The following is a 17,941-nucleotide window of genomic DNA, read 5'->3' as shown; positions in this document are numbered from 1 at the left end:
ATGCAGAAGTTATTGATCCCTACCTTACTGGGCCTGGCGATGTTCGCTGGCTCCGTGAATGCCGCCGCGCCGCTGCGCCCGCCCCAGGGCTACTTTGCACCGATCGAGGCGTTCAAGACCGGCGACTTCAAGGACGGCTGCGACGCGATGCCGACGCCCTACACCGGCTCGCTGCAGTTTCGCAGCAAGTACGAAGGTTCGGACAAGGCGCGCTCCACGCTGAACGTGCAGTCGGAAAAAGCCTTCCGCGACAGCACCGCCGACATCACCACGCTGGAAAAAGACACCAGCAAGCGCGTGATGCAGTTCATGCGCGACGGTCGCCCGGAACAGTTGGAATGCACCTTGAACTGGCTGACCAGCTGGGCCAAGGCGGATGCGTTGATGTCCAAGGACTTCAACCATACCGGCAAATCCATGCGCAAATGGGCGCTGGGCAGCATGGCCTCGGCCTATGTGCGCCTGAAGTTCTCCGACTCGCACCCGCTGGCCAACCACCAGCAGGAATCCCAGCTGATCGAAGCCTGGTTCAACCGGCTGGCCGATCAGGTGGTGAGCGACTGGGACAACCTGCCGCTGGAAAAAACCAACAACCACTCCTACTGGGCCGCCTGGTCGGTGATGGCGACGTCCATCGCGACCAACCGTCGCGACCTGTTTGATTGGTCGGTGAAGGAATACAAGGTCGGCGTCAACCAGATCGACGACCAAGGCTTCCTGCCGAACGAATTGAAACGTCAGCAGCGCGCCCTGTCGTACCACAACTACGCCCTGCCACCGCTGTCGATGATCGCCAGTTTTGCCCTGGTCAACGGGGTGGACCTGCGCCAGGAAAACAACGGCGCGCTCAAACGCCTGGGCGACAAGGTGCTGGCCGGGGTCAAAGACCCGCAGATCTTCGAGCAGAAGAACGGCAAAGAGCAGGACATGAAGGACCTCAAGGAAGACATGAAATTCGCCTGGCTTGAGCCGTTCTGCAGCCTCTACACCTGCGCGCCGGATGTGCTCGAGCGCAAACATGGAATGCAGCCGTTCAAGACCTTTCGCCTGGGGGGTGACCTGACCAAGGTCTACGACCCGACACATGAGAAAGGCAACAAAAGCCACTGACGAAACGCGGTTTAAAAAGAAATGTGGGAGGGGGCTTGCTCCCGATGGCGGTGTACCAGTCGCCATCTGTGTTGAATGACACACCGCTATCGGGAGCAAGCCCCCTCCCACATTTCTGACCGCATTTCGACAGTGAGAACGCAATACAACCTCCCCCCGGATTCGTGGGGGGGTTTGGGGGGGCTCCGGCCCTTGACTGTTGGTTAAACGTGGAGAGATCGGGATGGTTTTCTCGTCCAATGTGTTCCTGTTTCTGTTCTTGCCGATCTTTCTCGGCTTGTACTACTTGAGCGGGCAACGCTATCGCAACCTGCTGCTGCTGCTGGCCAGCTACGTGTTCTACGCCTGGTGGCGAGTGGACTTCCTGGCGCTGTTCGCCGCCGTCACGCTGTGGAACTACTGGATCGGCCTCAAGGTCGGTGCCGCCGGCGTGCGTACCAAGCCGGCCCAACGCTGGCTGCTGCTGGGCGTGGTGCTCGACCTGTGCATCCTCGGCTACTTCAAGTACGCCAACTTCGGCGTCGACAGCATCAACGTGATGATGAAGTCAGCGGGCCTGGAGCCGTTTATCCTCACCCACGTGCTGTTGCCGATCGGGATCTCGTTCTACATCTTCGAGTCCATCAGCTACATCATCGACGTGTATCGCGGCGACACCCCGGCCACGCGCAACCTCATCGACTTTGCGGCGTTCGTGGCGATCTTCCCGCACTTGATCGCCGGCCCCGTGCTGCGTTTTCGCGACCTGGCCGACCAGTTCAACAACCGCACCCACACCCTCGACAAGTTCTCCGAGGGCTGTACGCGGTTCATGCAGGGTTTCATCAAGAAGGTCTTCATCGCCGACACCCTGGCGGTGGTGGCCGACCATTGTTTCGCCCTGCAAAACCCCACCACCGGCGATGCCTGGCTCGGTGCGCTGGCCTACACCGCGCAGTTGTACTTCGACTTCTCCGGCTACAGCGACATGGCCATCGGCCTGGGCTTGATGATGGGTTTCCGCTTCATGGAAAACTTCAAGCAGCCGTACATCAGCCAATCGATCACCGAGTTCTGGCGGCGCTGGCACATCAGCCTGTCGACCTGGCTGCGTGACTACCTCTACATCACCCTGGGCGGCAACCGTAAAGGCACGCTGACCACCTACCGCAACCTGTTCCTGACCATGCTGCTTGGTGGCCTGTGGCACGGTGCGAACATCACTTACATCGTGTGGGGCGCCTGGCACGGCATGTGGCTGGCCATCGAGAAAGCCATCGGCCTCAACACCTCGCCGCGCAGCTTCAACCCGGTGCGCTGGGTCTTCACCTTCCTGTTGGTGGTGATGGGCTGGGTGATCTTCCGTTCCGAAAACCTGCACGTCGCCGGCCGCATGTACGGCGCGATGTTCAGCTTTGGCGAGTGGTCGCTGTCGGAACTCAACCGGGCCAACCTCACCGGCCTGCAAGTGGCAACCCTGGTGGTGGCCTACGCAACCCTGGCGTTCTTTGGCCTGCGCGACTTTTACCGCAACCGCCCTGCCGAGAAAACCAAGCCGGCCGACCCGAGCCTGATCAAGGCAGTGCCTGGCGACGACCCTGGCAGCATCCACCAGCCAGGTTTCACCGTCGGTAAAGACGCCGCCGTACAACCGGCCTACTGGACCGCTGACTGGCCACGCTACGCCATGCGCGCAGCGGTGCTGCTGCTGTTCGTGGCGTCGATTCTCAAACTGTCGGCGCAGAGTTTCTCGCCGTTCCTTTACTTCCAATTCTGAGGGAGCCGACCATGACCCGTTCATTTCGCGTCCTCTATATCGCGCTGTTTCTCTTGGTGCTGCTGGCCCTGGGCGCCTGGTCGATGCGCAGTTTCTTCGGCTTCAACACCAATGCCGACGCCACCGTGCTCAATGGTCGCTGGACCAAGGCCGTCGAGACGCACTACGACGACCAGTTCCCGATCAAGCGCATCGGCACCAACCTCTGGGCTGCGCTGGACTACAAGCTGTTCAATGAAGGCCGCCCTGGCGTAGTGCTGGGTCGCGATCACTGGTTGTACAGCGACGAGGAGTTCAACCCGGCCGTCAACGAAGACCAGAACCTGGAGGGCAACTACGCCCTGGTCGAAGGCGTGCGCCAGCAGCTCAAGGCCCAAGGCATTCAACTGGTGATGGCGATCATTCCGGCCAAGGTACGCCTGTACCCGGAGCACCTCGGTGAGGTGAAACCGGCGAGCATCCACGCCAACCTGTACCAGGACTTCCACGCCCGTGTCGCCGCCGACAAGATCCTCGCCCCCGACCTGCTCAGCCCGTTGCAACAGGCCAAGCTCGGCGGCCAGCAAGTGTTCCTGCGCACCGACACCCACTGGACCCCGGACGGTGCCGAAATCGCCGCCAAGCAACTGGCCAAGGCGATTGCCGCCAAGACCCCACTGAGCGGCGAGCCGCAGCGCTTTGTCACCGAGGCCGAGACAACCGCCCCGCACAGTGGCGACCTGCGTCTGTTCCTGCCCCTGGACCCGCTGTTCGAAAACCTGATGCCGCCCAAGGAGCCGCTGGAAAAACGCGTCACGCGCCTGGCCGACACCAAAGGCGACGACGCGCTGTTCAGCGACAGCGAAACCCCGGTAGCACTGGTCGGCACCAGCTACAGCGCCAACCCCAACTGGAACTTCGTCGGCGCGCTCAAGCAAGCCCTGGGCAGCGATGTCATCAACTACTCCGAAGACGGCCACGGCCCGATCCTGCCGATGCTCAGCTACCTCAAAAGCGATGACTTCAAGAACAGCCCGCCGCAGGTGCTGATCTGGGAGTTTCCTGAACGTTATCTGCCCGTGAACAACGAAATCGGCGATGCCGACCCGCAGTGGGTTGCGCAACTTAAACAAGCCGGTACGCGCCAACAGAACATGGCACTGAACACCCCAGCTAAACACCCAAAATCCGAGACGCCCGAACGGGCGCAAAACTGAAAGAGAGGTAACTCACATGACTTTCACTACGACTCCGCGTCGTCTCGCCAAAACTCTGGCCCTGGCTGCCGGCATGAGCCTGGTATCGATGTCCGCCTTCGCCGGCGACGCAGCCTTGTACGGCCCTGTCGCACCGAAAGGCTCCAGCTTCGTGCGGGTCTACAACGCCGCCAACCAGGAAGTCAGCGCCACCGTCGGCAGCACCAACCTGAGCGAAGTGGCCCCGCTGGCCAGCAGTGACTTCAGCTTTATGCCCGGCGGCGACTACAGCGCCAAGGTCGGCAGCCAGTCCGTGTCAGTGAAACTTGCCGCCGACCACTACTACACCCTGGTCAACAACAGCAGCGGTCAGCCCCAACTGATCGAAGAGCCGCCGTTCAAAAACAAACAGAAATCCCTGGTGCGCGTGCAGAACCTCAGCGACAGGGCCCTGACCTTGAAAACCGCCGACGGCAAGACCGACGTGGTCAAGGCCGTGGCCGCCAAGAGCCGTGGCGAACGCGAAATCAACCCGGTGAAAGTCAGCCTGGCGCTGTACGACGGCGACAAGAAAGTCGGCGACGTGAAGCCGGTAGCCCTGGAGCGTGGTGAAGCAGCGGTGCTGTACGTCACCGGTTCCGGCAGCAGCCTGTCGCCAGTGTGGGTCAAGCGCCCCGTGTCGACCCGCTAAACATTTCTCGGACTGACAGCAACCCACTGTAGGAGCGAGCTTGCTCGCGAAAATCGCCAATGATGACGCGGGCATTCTGGATGTACGCGGTGTCTGGGAGTTCTTCGCGAGCAAGCTCACGCCTACAGAGGACAGAGGCGTCAGTCCGGCCCGAGACAAAAACAAGAGTGAAACGACAAACCTTCGTAGCTCTGACCCAAATCGATTCAAGGAGAAACAGCATGATCCCAGTAATCCTTTCCGGTGGTAGCGGCTCACGTCTTTGGCCGCTTTCCCGTAAACAGTTTCCTAAACAGTTCCTGGCCCTGACCGGCGAGCACACGCTGTTCCAGCAAACCCTGGAGCGCCTGGTATTCGATGGAATGGAATCCCCCATCGTGGTCTGCAACAAAGACCATCGCTTCATCGTCAACGAGCAACTGAGCGTGCGCAAGCTGGAAACCCAGCGCATCCTGATGGAGCCCTTCGGCCGCAACACCGCGCCGGCCGTGGCGCTGACCGCGATGATGCTGGTCAATGAAGGCCGCGACGAGCTGATGCTGGTGCTGCCCGCCGACCACGTGATCGACGACCAGAAAGCCCTGCAACGCGCCCTGGCCCTGGCCACCGTGGCCGCCGAGCGCGGCGAGATGGTGCTGTTCGGTGTACCGGCGACCCGTCCGGAAACCGGTTATGGCTACATCAAATCCACCAACGACTCGCTGTTGCCCGAAGGCGTGAGCCGCGTGCAACAGTTCGTGGAAAAACCCGATGAAAAACGCGCCGTCGAGTTCGTCAAAAGCGGCGGTTATTTCTGGAACAGCGGCATGTTCCTGTTCCGCGCCAGCCGCTTCCTCGAAGAGCTGAAAAAGCACGATCCGGACATCTACGACACCTGCGTGCTGACCCTCGAACGCAGCGCGCAAGACGCCGACACCGTGACGTTCGACGAAGCCACCTTCGCCTGCTGCCCGGACAATTCCATCGACTACGCCGTGATGGAAAAAACCCAACGCGCCTGCGTGGTGCCGCTGAGCGCGGGCTGGAGCGACGTGGGCTGCTGGGCATCGCTGTGGGCGGTCAACGATAAAGACGTCAACGGCAACGTCACCAAGGGCGACGTGGTGATCCAGGACAGCAAGAACTGCATGATCCACGGCAACGGCAAGCTGGTATCGGTGATCGGCCTGGAAAACATCGTGGTGGTGGAAACCAAGGACGCGATGATGATTGCCCACAAGGACAAGGTCCAGGGCGTCAAGCAGATGGTCAACACCCTCAACGAACAGGGCCGCAGCGAAACCCAGAACCACTGCGAAGTCTACCGTCCGTGGGGCTCCTACGACTCGGTCGACATGGGCGGGCGTTTCCAGGTCAAGCACATCTCGGTCAAGCCGGGCGCGTGCCTGTCGCTGCAAATGCACCACCACCGCGCCGAACACTGGATCGTGGTCAGCGGCACCGCTGAAGTCACCTGTGACGAGAACGTGTTCCTGCTCTGCGAGAACCAGTCCACCTACATCCCGATCGCCTCGGTACACCGCCTGCGCAACCCGGGCAAGATCCCGTTGGAGATCATTGAAGTGCAATCGGGCAGCTATTTGGGTGAGGACGATATCGAGCGGTTTGAAGATATCTATGGTCGCTCGACCCCGATTGAGCGCGGTGTGTCGGTGAAAACGATCGCGCAGTAAAACAGTCGTATAAGAAGCCCTCGCCCAGGTCATTGCGTCCCCTATCCGCAGTGGCTTGGGTGGGGGCTTTTTGTTTTTGGGGTTGTGGTGGTGCTGAGGGCCTCATCGGGGGCAAGCCCCCTCCCACATTTGGACCGAGTACATCATTTGGAATGCGGTCGAATGTGGGAGGGGGCTTGCCCCCGATGGCGTCAGCCCAGCCACCTCACATCTCAAGGTAGCCAATCCCACCTACGCTTAAGTTAGGATGCTCGTTCCCTATTCGAGGTGGTCTCCATGTTTTTCGGCGTTCTACTGATCATCACCTGGCTGGTCCTGTTGCTGCGCTACCCGGCCAAGGCACTGCCGGTGTCGCTGGCCGCTGCAGTCGGCCTGGGCCTGGTCGCGGTGTGGGTGGTGTGGCTGGACAATCGCGAAGCGTCGCAACTGGCGCGCCTGGAGCTGCGCATCATCTACGCCCCACAGGACTGCCCCGCCGATCGCCCACTGAAACTGAGCCTGAACAACGGCAACGACGTACCGCTGACCGAACTGCGCTGGCGCGTCGCCGCCTATGCGCCGGGCGACACGATCAACCTGGCCGACAACGTCTACGCCGCCCCGCGCTATCGCGGCCCCGGCGAGTTGCAGGCCGGCGCCACCTGGGACGATTGCCTGCCCACCCCGCCGCTACGCCCTGGCTACCGCCCGCAAACCCTAGAGTTTCGCGCCGAGCATGTGCAAGGCAGCTTCTCGGACTGACAAAGGACTGATCCATGCCCAACGTACTCATCACCGGTTGTTCCAGTGGTATTGGTCGCGCCTTGGCCGAGGCCTTCAAATCCGCCGGCTTCGACGTGTGGGCCAGCGCCCGCCAACCGGAAGACGTCGCCCACTTGTCCGCCGCCGGCTTCAACGCCGTGCAACTGGACGTCAACGACAGCGCCGCCTTGCAGCACCTGGCCGAGCAGTGGGGCGAGCTGGATGTGCTGATCAACAACGCCGGCTACGGCGCCATGGGCCCGTTGCTCGACGGCGGCACCGAAGCGATGCAGCGCCAGTTCGCGACCAACGTATTTTCCATCGTCGGCGTGACCCAGGCGCTGTTCCCCGCGCTGCGTCGCGGTAAAGGCCTGGTGGTAAATATCGGCAGCGTTTCCGGGGTGCTGGTGACGCCGTTCGCCGGTGCCTACTGCGCCTCCAAGGCAGCCGTGCATGCCTTGAGCGATGCCCTGCGCATGGAGCTGGCGCCGTTTGGCGTGCGGGTGATGGAAGTGCAACCGGGGGCGATCGATACGCGTTTTGCAAAAAACGCCGGGGCCCAGGCTGAGTTGTTGATCAATGAGCAGTCGCCGTGGTGGCCGTTGCGCGACGGTATCCGCGCGCGCTCCCAGGCCTCCCAGGACAACCCGACACCGGCCAGCCAATTTGCCAACCACGTCCTGAAAGCCGTGCAACAACCAACACCGCCGCGGTTATTACGCGCGGGCAACGGCAGTCGAGCGCTGCCGTTGATGGCGGCGTTACTGCCCAAAGGATTATTGGAAAAAGTGTTGAAGCGACGCTTTGGTTTGAATGGGAGTTTATAAATGATCGACTACAGCGACTTTTTCGAAGAAGTGATCCAGACCCACGTCGAGATCGAACAATGGTTTGCCGGGGTTGCGCCCGAGGGCACCTTGCACAATTTGCTGGCGCGCTTCTCACCCGAGTTCAGCATGGTCGCCCCCGCCACCGGCACCCGGGTCAATGCGGCTGGGGTCAATGCCCTGTTCACTCGCCTGGGCGGCATGCGCCCGGGGTTGAAAATCACCTTGAGTGAAATGACCGGGATTGACCGCCATGCGCGGGGTGCCACGGTGACGTACCGCGAACACCAGGTCGATGACAGCGGCACCCGGACCGATCGCCGCGCCACCGTGGTGTTCGAGAAGCAGGCCAGCGGCGCGCTGCTATGGCGCCATCTGCATGAGACATTTATCAAGGCTTAACGCGGTCAATTGTGGGAGGGGCAAGTCGAATCGTCGCACCGCCCCTCCCACCTTTCAGTTCGGCGTTTGGTTGACGATCACCGTGCAGGTGATGCCGGCCGCCAACAACACGCCTTCCGGCACTTCATCGATATGAATCCGTACCGGCACCCGTTGCGCCAGGCGCACCCAGTTGAAGGTCGGGTTCACGTCGGCGATCAGCTCGCGGCTCTCGGGGTTGTCGCGGTCGTAGATGCCACGCGAGATGCTTTCTACATGCCCTTTCAACGTCTCGCCGCTCATCAACTGCATATCGGCTTTATCACCGACTTTGACGTGGGGCAGTTTGGTTTCTTCAAAGAAGCCATAGACCCAGAACGAGTTCATATCGACCACGGCCATCTTGGCTTCGCCGATGCGCGCGTAGTCACCGCGATGCACGTTGAGGTTGGTGACGTAGCCGTCGACGGCCGCCACGACTTGAGTGCGTTTCAAATTCAGTTCGGCGGCTTCCAGTTGTGCCTGGGCGTGCTGGTAGTCGGCCATGGCCGAGTCGGCGATGTTGCTGGCATCGTCGCGGTTTTCCTTGGAGATCACCAGCGCGTCGAGGTCGGCGCGGCGGTGGGCGTTGTCCTTGCGCATCTCCCAGGTGGCTTTACGTGATGCGACAAGGGCTTGCGCCTGTTTGACGGCGAGGCGGTAGTGCTCGGGGTCGATCTGCATCAGCAGGTCGCCCTTTTTCACCAACTGGTTGTCGCGCACCGGCACATCGACCACTTCGCCGGTGACGTCGGCGGCGACGTTGATGATGTCGGCACGCACGCGGCCGTCGCGGGTCCAGGGCGTTTCCATGTAATGCACCCACAGCGTGCGGCCAATCCAGATCGCCAGAGCCAGTACCAGCAAGGTCGCGAGCAGGCTGAAAAACTTTTTCATCGGGGCATTCTCAACGGTAGACGGTCAGCGCCAGGGCGCCGAACAGGCAAACGAACAGGCTCAGGCGCAGCAACGCCGGGTGCCAGAAAAAACGGTACAGGTCGAACCCGGCCAGGAAGCGGTCCAGCGCCCAGGCCAACCCCGCCGCGATCAAAAACATCAGGGTCATGGTCGGCATGTAAATGCCGTGGAACGCGATTTCACGAGGCATGCCCAGCTCCTTTCAACATAAGCGCGCCTTGGGGCTTGTAGGCCGCCAGCGGCGATTGCGGGTCCAGCAGCGAAGTACGGATAAAGTGCAGGTAGCTTTTCACCCGGCGCAGGGCCGAGGTATCGAAGTGCGGCGCGAAGGGTTCGTCGGTGGCCTGCACGCGGCTGATCGCGTGGTCGACGGCAATCAGCCCGCGCTCCAGGTTGCTGGCGCTGGGTTGCAGGAACAGGCGCACCAGGGAGCGGCCCATCACGCGGATCGCCTGGCGCCAGGGCTGGGATTCGGCATAGGCCGGGTGGACCGGCAGGATCGCCTGCTCCTTGCGCAGTTCGATGATCGCGTGGCCGACTTCCAGCACCACGAACATCCAGCGCAGCAGGTTGCGTTGCACTTGCGGCTGGCCGACGGCAAGGCCGTAGGCCTGGTGCAGCAGGTCGCGGGTGCGGCTTTCGAAACTCGACGCCAAGCCCTTGAGCTTGCCGCTGATCGCGTACACCACTTGCTCGCGCAGGTCCTGTTCCAGGCGGCGCCACAACCAGCGGCTGTTGGGCGGCAGGATGATCGCACCCGCCGCCGCGCACACCAGCATGCCGATGATCATGGCGATGTAGTCGTTGATGAAGGTGTAGGGGTTGTAGACCGTGAGGTTGTCCGGCACCGAACCGGTGCTGAAAAAGATCAGCAGGCCCACGCCGACCCCGGCGTATTGCGGGCGTGAGGCGAGGAAGGCACCAAGGATGATCACCGGCGCGAGCATCACGCACAGCAGCGGGAAGCCGTCGATCCAGGGAAACACGAAAAACATTTCGACGAAGCCCACCAACGCCCCGATCAAGGTGCCGCAGGCCATCTGGAACGCCATGCGTTTGGGGTTCGGCGTGGCGGCGGACAGGCCGACGGTGGCGGCGGCGATCATGGTCATGGTCGCGCCGCTGGGCCAGGCGGTCGCCACCCAGTAACTGCCGAGCACGATCAGGATGAACGACGCCCGCACCCCCGAGGCCACGCAGGCCAGCCAGTTGGTTTTGGGGATGAAGGTTTCGTCCCACTGTTCCCGCGCATGGCTGTGATCGGCCAGGGAGGCGTGGGTCTGCGCGTAGTTGTGCAGGTCATCGACGAAGCGGTAGAGCAATTCGTAGGCGGTATGAAAATCCAGCTGCTCGGCTTCGCTCGGGTTGCCTTCCTGGAAGATCGCTCGCAGGCTGCGGACCTTGGCGGGCAAGCCGTCCTTGTAGACGCTCAACTGGGTGACCAACCGCGCCGCGTCGGGGCTGGTGAGGGCGCGGCCGGAGAACCCGTCGAGCACTTCGGCCAAGTCCTGCAAACCCGGTTTGATTTCAGCGACGACGTGGTCTGCGGCATCGGCACGCAGGCGTTCGAGCAACTGGTGCAAGGCGTTGAAGCGCGTGGTGATGCTCATGAACTCGCTGTTGAGGCGGCTGAGCCGGCCGTTGCGCCGACGCATGTGCGGGTCTTCGAACACGGTGAGGCTGCGCAGGCCTTCCAGGCCGACGGCTTCGGCGATAAAGCGCACGTTGGTGCTTTCGAAGTTCTCGCGCTGGCTGCGCCCACGCAAGCCGTCGGTGACGAACAGCGCGAACACGCCAAACCGCTGGTACAGCGCGTTGCGCATGGCCGCACTGGAGGTCTGCGGCAGGATCGCTGCGCTGACCAACGTGGAGACGAGAATCCCCAGGGAAATTTCCAGCACGCGCCACACAGCCGCCATAAACGCTCCGTCCGGGTGGGCCAGGGACGGCAGGCCGACCATCGCGGCGGTGTAACCGGCGAGCACAAACCCATACGCGCGAAAGTTGCGGTTGCGCGTGGCGCCGGCGGTGCAGAGCCCCACCCAGATCGCCAGCGAGCCGAGGAACAGCTCGGTGTTCTGCGCAAACAAGGCGATCAGAAACACCATCGCCGCCGACCCCGCCAAGGTGCCGAGGAAGCGATAAAAGCTCTTGACGAACACCTGGCCGCTCTGCGGTTGCATCACGATAAACACGGTGATCATCGCGGTGCGCGGTTGCGGCAGTTCCAGGCGCATGGCCAGCCACAGCGTGGCGAACGCGGCGATCAGCACCTTGAAGATGTACACCCAGGTCACGCCGTCACTGCGTGCCCAGTCGAAAAAGCCACGGCGCCACTCAAGGGAATGCAGCCAGCGCAGCGGTGCAGGCAAGGGAGTCATTAAATCCTACTCAGTGATCGAACACGGCGAGCGCCGCCGGGGTCTTGCTCGGGACAGTCTTGGTATCTTGCGGAACATCGTTGCCGGCGCCAAGCCCGCCGCCCAGGGCGGTCACCAGGTCGGCATGGGCCGTCAGACGCGCGGCCTGCACCTGTTGCTCGACCTGCTGCTGGCGGAACAGCAGGGTCTGGGCGTTCAGCACATTGAGGTAGTCCGTGAGGCCGCGCTGGTAGGCGATCATCGCGATGTCGTAGGTTTTCTGCGCCGAGGCCACCGATTCCGCAGCGAAGCCCCGTTGCTTGTCCATGGATTCGCGACGGATCAACTGGTCGCTGATGCCCTTGAGTGCGTTGACCAGGGTCTGGTTGTAATGCGCCACGGCGACGTCATAGCCGGCGCTGGCTTCACCCAGCTCCGAACGCAGGCGGCCGCCGTCGAAGATCGGCAGGGTAATGGCCGGGCCGACGCTGTAGTTGAATTTCTTGCCGGCCAGAAACCCCAGCATGCCGCCGCCGGTGGCCACGTAGCCGAGGCTGCCGACCAGATCGACGTTGGGGTAGAAGCCGGCGTGCACGACATCGATGCCACGCGCCTGCGCTGCCACCTGCCAACGGCTGGCGACCACGTCCGGGCGCTGACCGAGCAATTGCGCGGGCAAGCTGGACGGCAATTTAAGCGGCGCGCCGAGGGATAGGGTCGGACGTTGCAGGTGCGCGCCCTCGCCCGGGCCTTTGCCCGCCAATGCCGCCAACTGGTTACGGCTCAGGGCGATCTCTTCGTCCAGGGCATCGAGCTGGCGATGGGTCTCGGGCAACGGGGTTTCGGCCTGGCTTACATCGAAATGCGTACCGATGCCCGCGTTCAGGCGTGTATTCGCCAAATCGAGAATCTGCTGTTGCTGGGCCAGCGTGGCCTCGACGATATCGCGGTTGGCGTAATGCAACGACAACTGGATATAGGCGCGCACCACGTTGTTCTGCAGTTCGAGCTGGGCCTGGCGTGCTTCGGCCGCGCTCATGTGCGCCAGGTCGACGGCACGCTCGCTGGCGTTACTTTCGCGGCCCCACAGGTCGAGGGCGTAGCTGAAACCCAGGGAGGTATTGTTGTCCCAGGTGTTGGAACCGCTCAATGCACCCGGGCCGTAGAACTGATCGTTCGGCCAGTTGTGGCGTTTGAGGGTGGTGTCGCTGTTGATCTGCAACGACTCGGCCGACTCGACAATCCCGGCCATGGCCCGCGCTTCACGCACACGTGCGGCGGCCATGGCCATGCTCGGGCTGTCATGGGTGGCGAGTTCGACCCAACGGTTGAGTTGGGCGTCACCGTAGGCCTGCCACCATTGTGCGGTGGGCCAGTGGGCGTCCCGGGCGGCGCTCTGAATCGCCTCGTCGGTAGCCAGGGTATTGGCGTTGAGGGCCTGGTCTTGGGGGGCAATTCCTCCGGTTCCGATGCAGCCGCTGATTGCTAACGATAAGGCCCAAACACTGAGAGTCTTCAGCTCTCTGCTGATGCGACGCGGCACTGCTGCGAATTCCTGAGGTGGGTGATGCGGGGTAGGTGACACAATTCTAGGACGCAAGGGGAATGGCGATAAGCTGGTATTCCTGTGAATCTTTATTACCGTTAAGGCGATAATCCCTTCGTAGGGATCACTGGTCTACGTAACTTTCTGTCACAATTTGTCATCTCCCTTGAGAACACCCCATGGACACTTTGCAAAACATGCGCGCTTTCAGTTGTGTGGCCGAGGCCGGCAGCTTCACCGCCGCGGCCGCACAACTGGACACTACCACCGCCAACATTTCGCGCGCGGTCTCCAACCTTGAGGCCCATCTGCAAACCCGCTTGCTCAACCGTACCACCCGTCGCATTGCGCTCACCGAAGCAGGTAAACGCTATTTATTGCGCTGCGAGCAAATCCTGGCCTATGTCGAGGAAGCCGAGGCCGAAGCCAGTGACGCCCACGCACGCCCCTCCGGCCAGTTGAAAGTGCATACCATGACCGGTATCGGCCAGCATTTCGTCATCGACGCCATTGCGCGCTACCGCCGCACTCACCCGGACGTGACCTTCGACCTGACCCTGGCCAACCGCGTGCCGGACTTGCTCGATGAGGGCTACGACGTGTCCATCGTGCTGGCCAGCGAACTGCCGGACTCGGGCTTCGTGTCCCAGCGCCTGGGCATCACCTACAGCATCGCCTGCGCCTCGCCGGACTACGTCAAGGCCAAAGGCTGCGCGCAACGGCCCCACGATTTGCTCAACCACGCCTGCCTGCGCCTGGTCAGCCCGGTGGTCCTGCTGGACAAATGGAGCTTCAACGGCCCCGACGGCCAGGAAAGTGTCGCGATCAACACATCACCGTTCCTGGTGAACTCGGCCGATGCGATGAAAACCGCCATCACCAGCGGCATGGGCGTCGGCCTGTTGCCGGTGTACGCCGCCATCGAAGGCCTGCGCAACGGCACGCTGGTACGGGTGATGCCCAACTACCGCTCCCAGGAACTGAACCTGTACGCCATTTACCCGTCGCGTCAGTACCTGGATGCGAAGATCAAGACCTGGGTGGAATACCTGCGCGGCTCGCTGCCGGAAATTCTCGCGGCGCATCAGGCTGAGTTGGTCGCGTATGAGTTGAGCGGCAGCCTGGGCGGCGTGCGGTTGGCGAACTGAAACTGACCGCTCCGACGCAGAGAACGATCATTACGGAGCTCACCTACACCAGACCAGGAAGCGTCTGACTTTTCGCTTCATCCCACCCTCCCTACCGTGGCCCTTCCTGAGGATTACAAAGGGATATATCTGGGATGGAGCGCTTTCACATCACGGTAGGGGACAGAACCACAGCTGGCGGTATCGTGCGCAGCGGTAGCGATCTCAGCAGCATTATCGACCAGGCTCAAGCGTGCGAAGGCGATCAGGTCTATTGCCCTGCCTGCAAAACAGTCGGCGTTATCGTCTGCGAAGGGCCACGGCTGGTAGATACAATAAACGGTGTCAACACGGCCTTGGACGGCGATATCTGTCGCTGCAAGTGCGACCCGCCGCCTCGGCTGATTGCCCATCAGACCATCAGCTCACAGATTATTGACGTGGCACCGCCCTCCGCGCAGCCTCGAAGCCGTGCAGCAGCAGCACCAGAACCCACTAAAAGTGCGTCGCCTTCTGCTGCCAAATCCCCGCAGACGCCGCTCTCAACAAGCGCCAACAAAACGCCTGCGCCAACCTGCGAAAACCTTTGGCGTCAGTACCAGGACAGAGCCGAAGCTATCGTGGCACCCAACGGTGTACTGATCGCCGATCCGAAGGCGCGTAACCGCGCCATCAACTCAGCCTACGCCCAACTGTGGCGTGCGGACCCACGCTTTCAGTGGGCGGGCCTCGCGGCGTTCGCCTCCAAGCAGGTGGGCTGTGGATTGCTGCATGCGGCGCAATCAATTGAAGGCATTCAGGCTGAACATGAGGCACAAGAGCAACTGAAGAGAGATGCAAGAAAAGGTTTCTGGGGGCTGTTCAGCACTGAAGAGCGTGAACGGCGCACCAAGCTGGGCGAGTACGAACAGCGCCAACGCGACTATGAACAGGCCCGGCGCAACAACCCGGTGCCCGGTATCGACTGGCGACAAGAGCAGGAACCGTTTTCTGCGGTACAGCAGCTTTACCAGCATGTGTACGAAATGATGGCGATGGGCAATACCACGCTGTTTTTAGATGTGTATGCGCTGCATTTGTTTTTTAGGGAGCGGGGGTTGGCGGAATTGGAGACGTGCTTGCCTTTACGCGCGAACATTTACGGGAGTGGCCATTCGGTGCTATGGCCGGTTGGACACCGGACGTTGAAATTCGGAGAAAGCTATAACGAAATCTTGCAAGCGTTCCAAGCTATCGAAGTCGACGATATCGCTGAAGGCGTTGTTTATCTGGCTTGGCACGAACAGCGTAATATCCTCCAACCAACCCTCTACAGCGACACAAAACTGGTCAATCTGCTGCGAGCCATCCATCTATCCTACGTTACAGGCATACCTTCTGGGGTCGCGCAGGCAATCGAACTGACGCTGACCAGCCAGTGCAGCCCAACCCATGACGGGCGTAGCGTCAGCTTCAGCAACTCCCCTTTCGCCGACCTGTCCGATATTCAACAACGCATGACTTTTGTGCTCAAAGCTGCAGCCCGGTTCAACGAGCTACTGCAAAGCGCCGAACGCATTCGTATCGAACAGTCTATCGACGACATCGCCTTTGGCAGGAACCTGCAATGAGCCGACTGGCGACATTAGGCTGGCGACGTGGCGTGCTCGGGCTGGTCATTACCTTATTACTGGCATGGACGGCGGCCCGCCTAAACGCAGACGATCCCGAAATCAGGCTGCTACTGGACGAACCTTGGGAAGAGATGCGTCGACGCTCCAGCGCGGATATCGACCCGGCGATTGCGGGGCACTACTGGGGGAGACAAACAAGGACTGATGCCCGCCTTCGTTTTATGGATCCTCAATACGGATTCGTGACGCCATTGGCTAGATTTTTTAGCATAAGTTTCGGCGAAGAACGCGTCACAGGTGTACGAATGTCCCCGCAAATCGAACCCTTACTGCTCGATGACACGCTCAAGGTCGTATTGGACTTACAGGAGCAGTGGCGCAAGGGTGGCTGGATACCCATTCATGAAAAGAGCGATCCGCCTTTCGCCGATACTCTGCAGTGGCGTGATCAGCTACGAGACGTGATGGGCGGTGGAACATCTTACTGGCAAGTAGCTGATCAATATCAGGTCATGCTGGTAGTCAATCGATTCAAGGATGATCGACACCCCACAGAAGAGCGCTATCTTATCAAGTTGGCCTTGGCAAACCCTTGGGTGCAACCATGAGCTTGAGCACAAACCGGCGACGTGGCGTGCTCGTGCTGGTCATCATCTTATTACTGGCGTGGTCAGCAATCAGCCTCTACGCCGACGAACCTGAAATCGCAGTGATGCTTGGCGAGCCATGGGAGGACATGCGCCAGCGGTCCAGTGCAGAAATCGATCCCGCCATCCCCGGAACATTTTGGGGGAGGCAAACGCGTACCGATGCACGCCTTCGCTTCATCGATCCTCAATATGGTTTTGTGACGCCAATGGCACGTTTTTTCACGGTGGCATTCAATCGCGAGCGGGTAGAGAACATTACGATGTCCCCTCAAGTAGAACCTTTGCTGCTGGATGACACACTCAAGGTTGTAATGGACCTACAGGGGCAATGGCGCAAAGGCGGATGGATTCCCATCCGGGTCAATTACAACCCGGAGCTGGCCGATACGCCTGAGTGGCGTGCCAAACTGAGAGATTCTGACGGTGGCGGGACGTTCTATTGGCAAGCAGGTGATCAGTATCAGCTGATGGTGGGCGTTCGTCGCTTCCATGACTACCGAAACCCCGACGAAGAGCGCTACCTAATCACTTTCCAACTGGCCACCCCGTGGGTGCAACCATGAGCTTGAGCACAAACCGGCGACGTGGAGTGCTCGGGCTGGTCATCATCTTATTACTGGCGTGGTCAGCGATCAGCCTCTACGCCGACGAACCTGAAATCGCAGTGATGCTTGGCGAGCCATGGGAGGACATGCGCCAGCGGTCCAGTGCAGAAATCGATCCCGCCATCCCCGGAACATTTTGGGGGAGGCAAACGCGTACCGATGCACGCCTTCGCTTCATCGATCCTCAATATGGTTTCGTGACGCCAATGGCACGTTTTTTCACGGTGGCATTCAATCGCGAGCGGGTCGAGAACATTACGATGTCCCCTCAAGTAGAACCGTTGCTTCTGGATGACACACTCAAGGTTGTAATGGACCTACAGGGGCAATGGCGCAAGGGTGGCTGGGTGCTCATTCATGAAGCGAGCAACCCGGAGCTGGCCGATACGCCTGAGTGGCGTGCCAAACTGAGAGATTCTGACGGTGGCGGGACGTTCTATTGGCAAGCAGGTGATCAGTATCAGCTGATGGTGGGCGTTCGTCGCTTCCATGACTACCGAAACCCCGACGAAGAGCGCTACCTAATCACTTTCCAACTGGCCACCCCGTGGGTGCAACCTTGAGCAACAACTGCGATGTGGCGTGCTCGGGCGGGCCATTACCTTACTACTGGCATGGTCGGTGATCCGTTTATTGATCGTTCCCACGCTCAGCGGGGGAGTGAGGCCCGGACGTTCTGCGTCTCGCTCGTGAAGCCGGGACGCAGAGCGTCACCGTATGCGTTCCCAC

The 17,941-nt window shown here is 61.0% G+C and carries 17 protein-coding genes; 13 read left to right on the top strand and 4 right to left on the bottom strand.

Going from position 1 to position 17,941, the window contains the following annotated elements; all coding sequences use genetic code 11:
- From ACS5Q8_RS04975 to ACS5Q8_RS04940, 8 genes are all read left to right on the top strand, one after another.
- Entirely contained in the window at positions 1–1,110 is a 1,110-nt protein-coding gene (locus ACS5Q8_RS04975) for a mannuronate-specific alginate lyase (RefSeq protein WP_276196595.1), read from the top strand.
- Between the two features lie 223 nt (positions 1,111–1,333).
- Positions 1,334–2,866 carry an MBOAT family O-acyltransferase gene (locus ACS5Q8_RS04970; protein WP_426099704.1) on the top strand — a complete coding sequence of 511 codons (1,533 nt, stop codon included), beginning with the start codon at positions 1,334–1,336 and terminating at the stop codon, positions 2,864–2,866.
- Positions 2,867–2,877: 11 nt separating this feature from the next.
- Positions 2,878–4,062 (top strand): alginate O-acetyltransferase, encoded by a 1,185-nt coding sequence (locus ACS5Q8_RS04965; RefSeq protein ID WP_443694670.1) that lies wholly within the window; start codon positions 2,878–2,880, stop codon positions 4,060–4,062.
- Positions 4,063–4,078: 16 nt separating this feature from the next.
- Positions 4,079–4,732, top strand: coding sequence for an alginate O-acetyltransferase AlgF (locus ACS5Q8_RS04960; RefSeq protein WP_247403357.1), 654 nt, complete (start codon positions 4,079–4,081; stop codon positions 4,730–4,732).
- Positions 4,733–4,953: 221 nt separating this feature from the next.
- Positions 4,954–6,405, top strand: coding sequence for a mannose-1-phosphate guanylyltransferase/mannose-6-phosphate isomerase (locus tag ACS5Q8_RS04955; RefSeq protein WP_276196592.1), 1,452 nt, complete (start codon positions 4,954–4,956; stop codon positions 6,403–6,405).
- Between the two features lie 276 nt (positions 6,406–6,681).
- Positions 6,682–7,146 (top strand): multidrug transporter, encoded by a 465-nt coding sequence (locus tag ACS5Q8_RS04950; protein WP_276196591.1) that lies wholly within the window; start codon positions 6,682–6,684, stop codon positions 7,144–7,146.
- Between the two features lie 14 nt (positions 7,147–7,160).
- Positions 7,161–7,973, top strand: coding sequence for an SDR family oxidoreductase (locus ACS5Q8_RS04945; protein WP_465159877.1), 813 nt, complete (start codon positions 7,161–7,163; stop codon positions 7,971–7,973).
- A complete protein-coding gene (locus ACS5Q8_RS04940) occupies positions 7,974–8,375 on the top strand; it encodes a DUF4440 domain-containing protein (RefSeq protein ID WP_276196589.1) in 402 nt (133 codons plus the stop codon). It abuts the gene before it with no gap.
- A gap of 54 nt (positions 8,376–8,429) precedes the next feature.
- Here ACS5Q8_RS04940 and ACS5Q8_RS04935 read toward each other — a convergent pair whose 3' ends face one another.
- From ACS5Q8_RS04935 to ACS5Q8_RS04920, 4 genes are read right to left on the bottom strand one after another with little or no spacing between them, the layout of a single operon-like run.
- On the bottom strand, positions 8,430–9,290 hold the full coding sequence (locus ACS5Q8_RS04935) for an efflux RND transporter periplasmic adaptor subunit (protein WP_276196588.1): 861 nt from the start codon (positions 9,288–9,290) through the stop codon (positions 8,430–8,432).
- Positions 9,291–9,300: 10 nt separating this feature from the next.
- Positions 9,301–9,501 (bottom strand): DUF1656 domain-containing protein, encoded by a 201-nt coding sequence (locus tag ACS5Q8_RS04930; RefSeq protein ID WP_071486049.1) that lies wholly within the window; start codon positions 9,499–9,501, stop codon positions 9,301–9,303.
- On the bottom strand, positions 9,491–11,692 hold the full coding sequence (locus tag ACS5Q8_RS04925) for an FUSC family protein (protein WP_465159876.1): 2,202 nt from the start codon (positions 11,690–11,692) through the stop codon (positions 9,491–9,493). The genes ACS5Q8_RS04930 and ACS5Q8_RS04925 overlap by 11 nt, the downstream gene beginning before the upstream one ends.
- A gap of 10 nt (positions 11,693–11,702) precedes the next feature.
- The gene (locus ACS5Q8_RS04920; RefSeq protein WP_247400104.1) at positions 11,703–13,214 is read right to left on the bottom strand and encodes an efflux transporter outer membrane subunit; all 1,512 of its coding nucleotides are present in this window, start codon (positions 13,212–13,214) and stop codon (positions 11,703–11,705) included.
- Positions 13,215–13,396: 182 nt separating this feature from the next.
- Here ACS5Q8_RS04920 and ACS5Q8_RS04915 point away from each other — a divergent pair, with 182 nt between their 5' ends.
- From ACS5Q8_RS04915 to ACS5Q8_RS04895, 5 genes are all read left to right on the top strand, one after another.
- Positions 13,397–14,365, top strand: coding sequence for a LysR family transcriptional regulator (locus ACS5Q8_RS04915; RefSeq protein ID WP_247400102.1), 969 nt, complete (start codon positions 13,397–13,399; stop codon positions 14,363–14,365).
- Positions 14,366–14,499: 134 nt separating this feature from the next.
- Complete coding sequence (locus ACS5Q8_RS04910) at positions 14,500–15,954, top strand: PAAR domain-containing protein (protein WP_465159875.1); 1,455 nt, start codon at positions 14,500–14,502, stop codon at positions 15,952–15,954.
- On the top strand, positions 15,951–16,565 hold the full coding sequence (locus ACS5Q8_RS04905; RefSeq protein WP_426099710.1) for a hypothetical protein: 615 nt from the start codon (positions 15,951–15,953) through the stop codon (positions 16,563–16,565). The genes ACS5Q8_RS04910 and ACS5Q8_RS04905 overlap by 4 nt, the downstream gene beginning before the upstream one ends.
- A complete protein-coding gene (locus ACS5Q8_RS04900) occupies positions 16,562–17,170 on the top strand; it encodes a hypothetical protein (RefSeq protein ID WP_426099711.1) in 609 nt (202 codons plus the stop codon). Before ACS5Q8_RS04905 ends, ACS5Q8_RS04900 begins: the two co-directional genes overlap by 4 nt.
- Positions 17,167–17,775 (top strand): hypothetical protein, encoded by a 609-nt coding sequence (locus ACS5Q8_RS04895; RefSeq protein WP_247400094.1) that lies wholly within the window; start codon positions 17,167–17,169, stop codon positions 17,773–17,775. Before ACS5Q8_RS04900 ends, ACS5Q8_RS04895 begins: the two co-directional genes overlap by 4 nt.
- The last annotated feature ends 166 nt before the right edge of the window (positions 17,776–17,941 follow it).

This window comes from Pseudomonas sp. PAMC25584, assembly GCF_058135675.1.
Note: the sequence above shows the minus strand (reverse complement) of the source record. Positions and strands in the feature narration are given on the sequence as shown.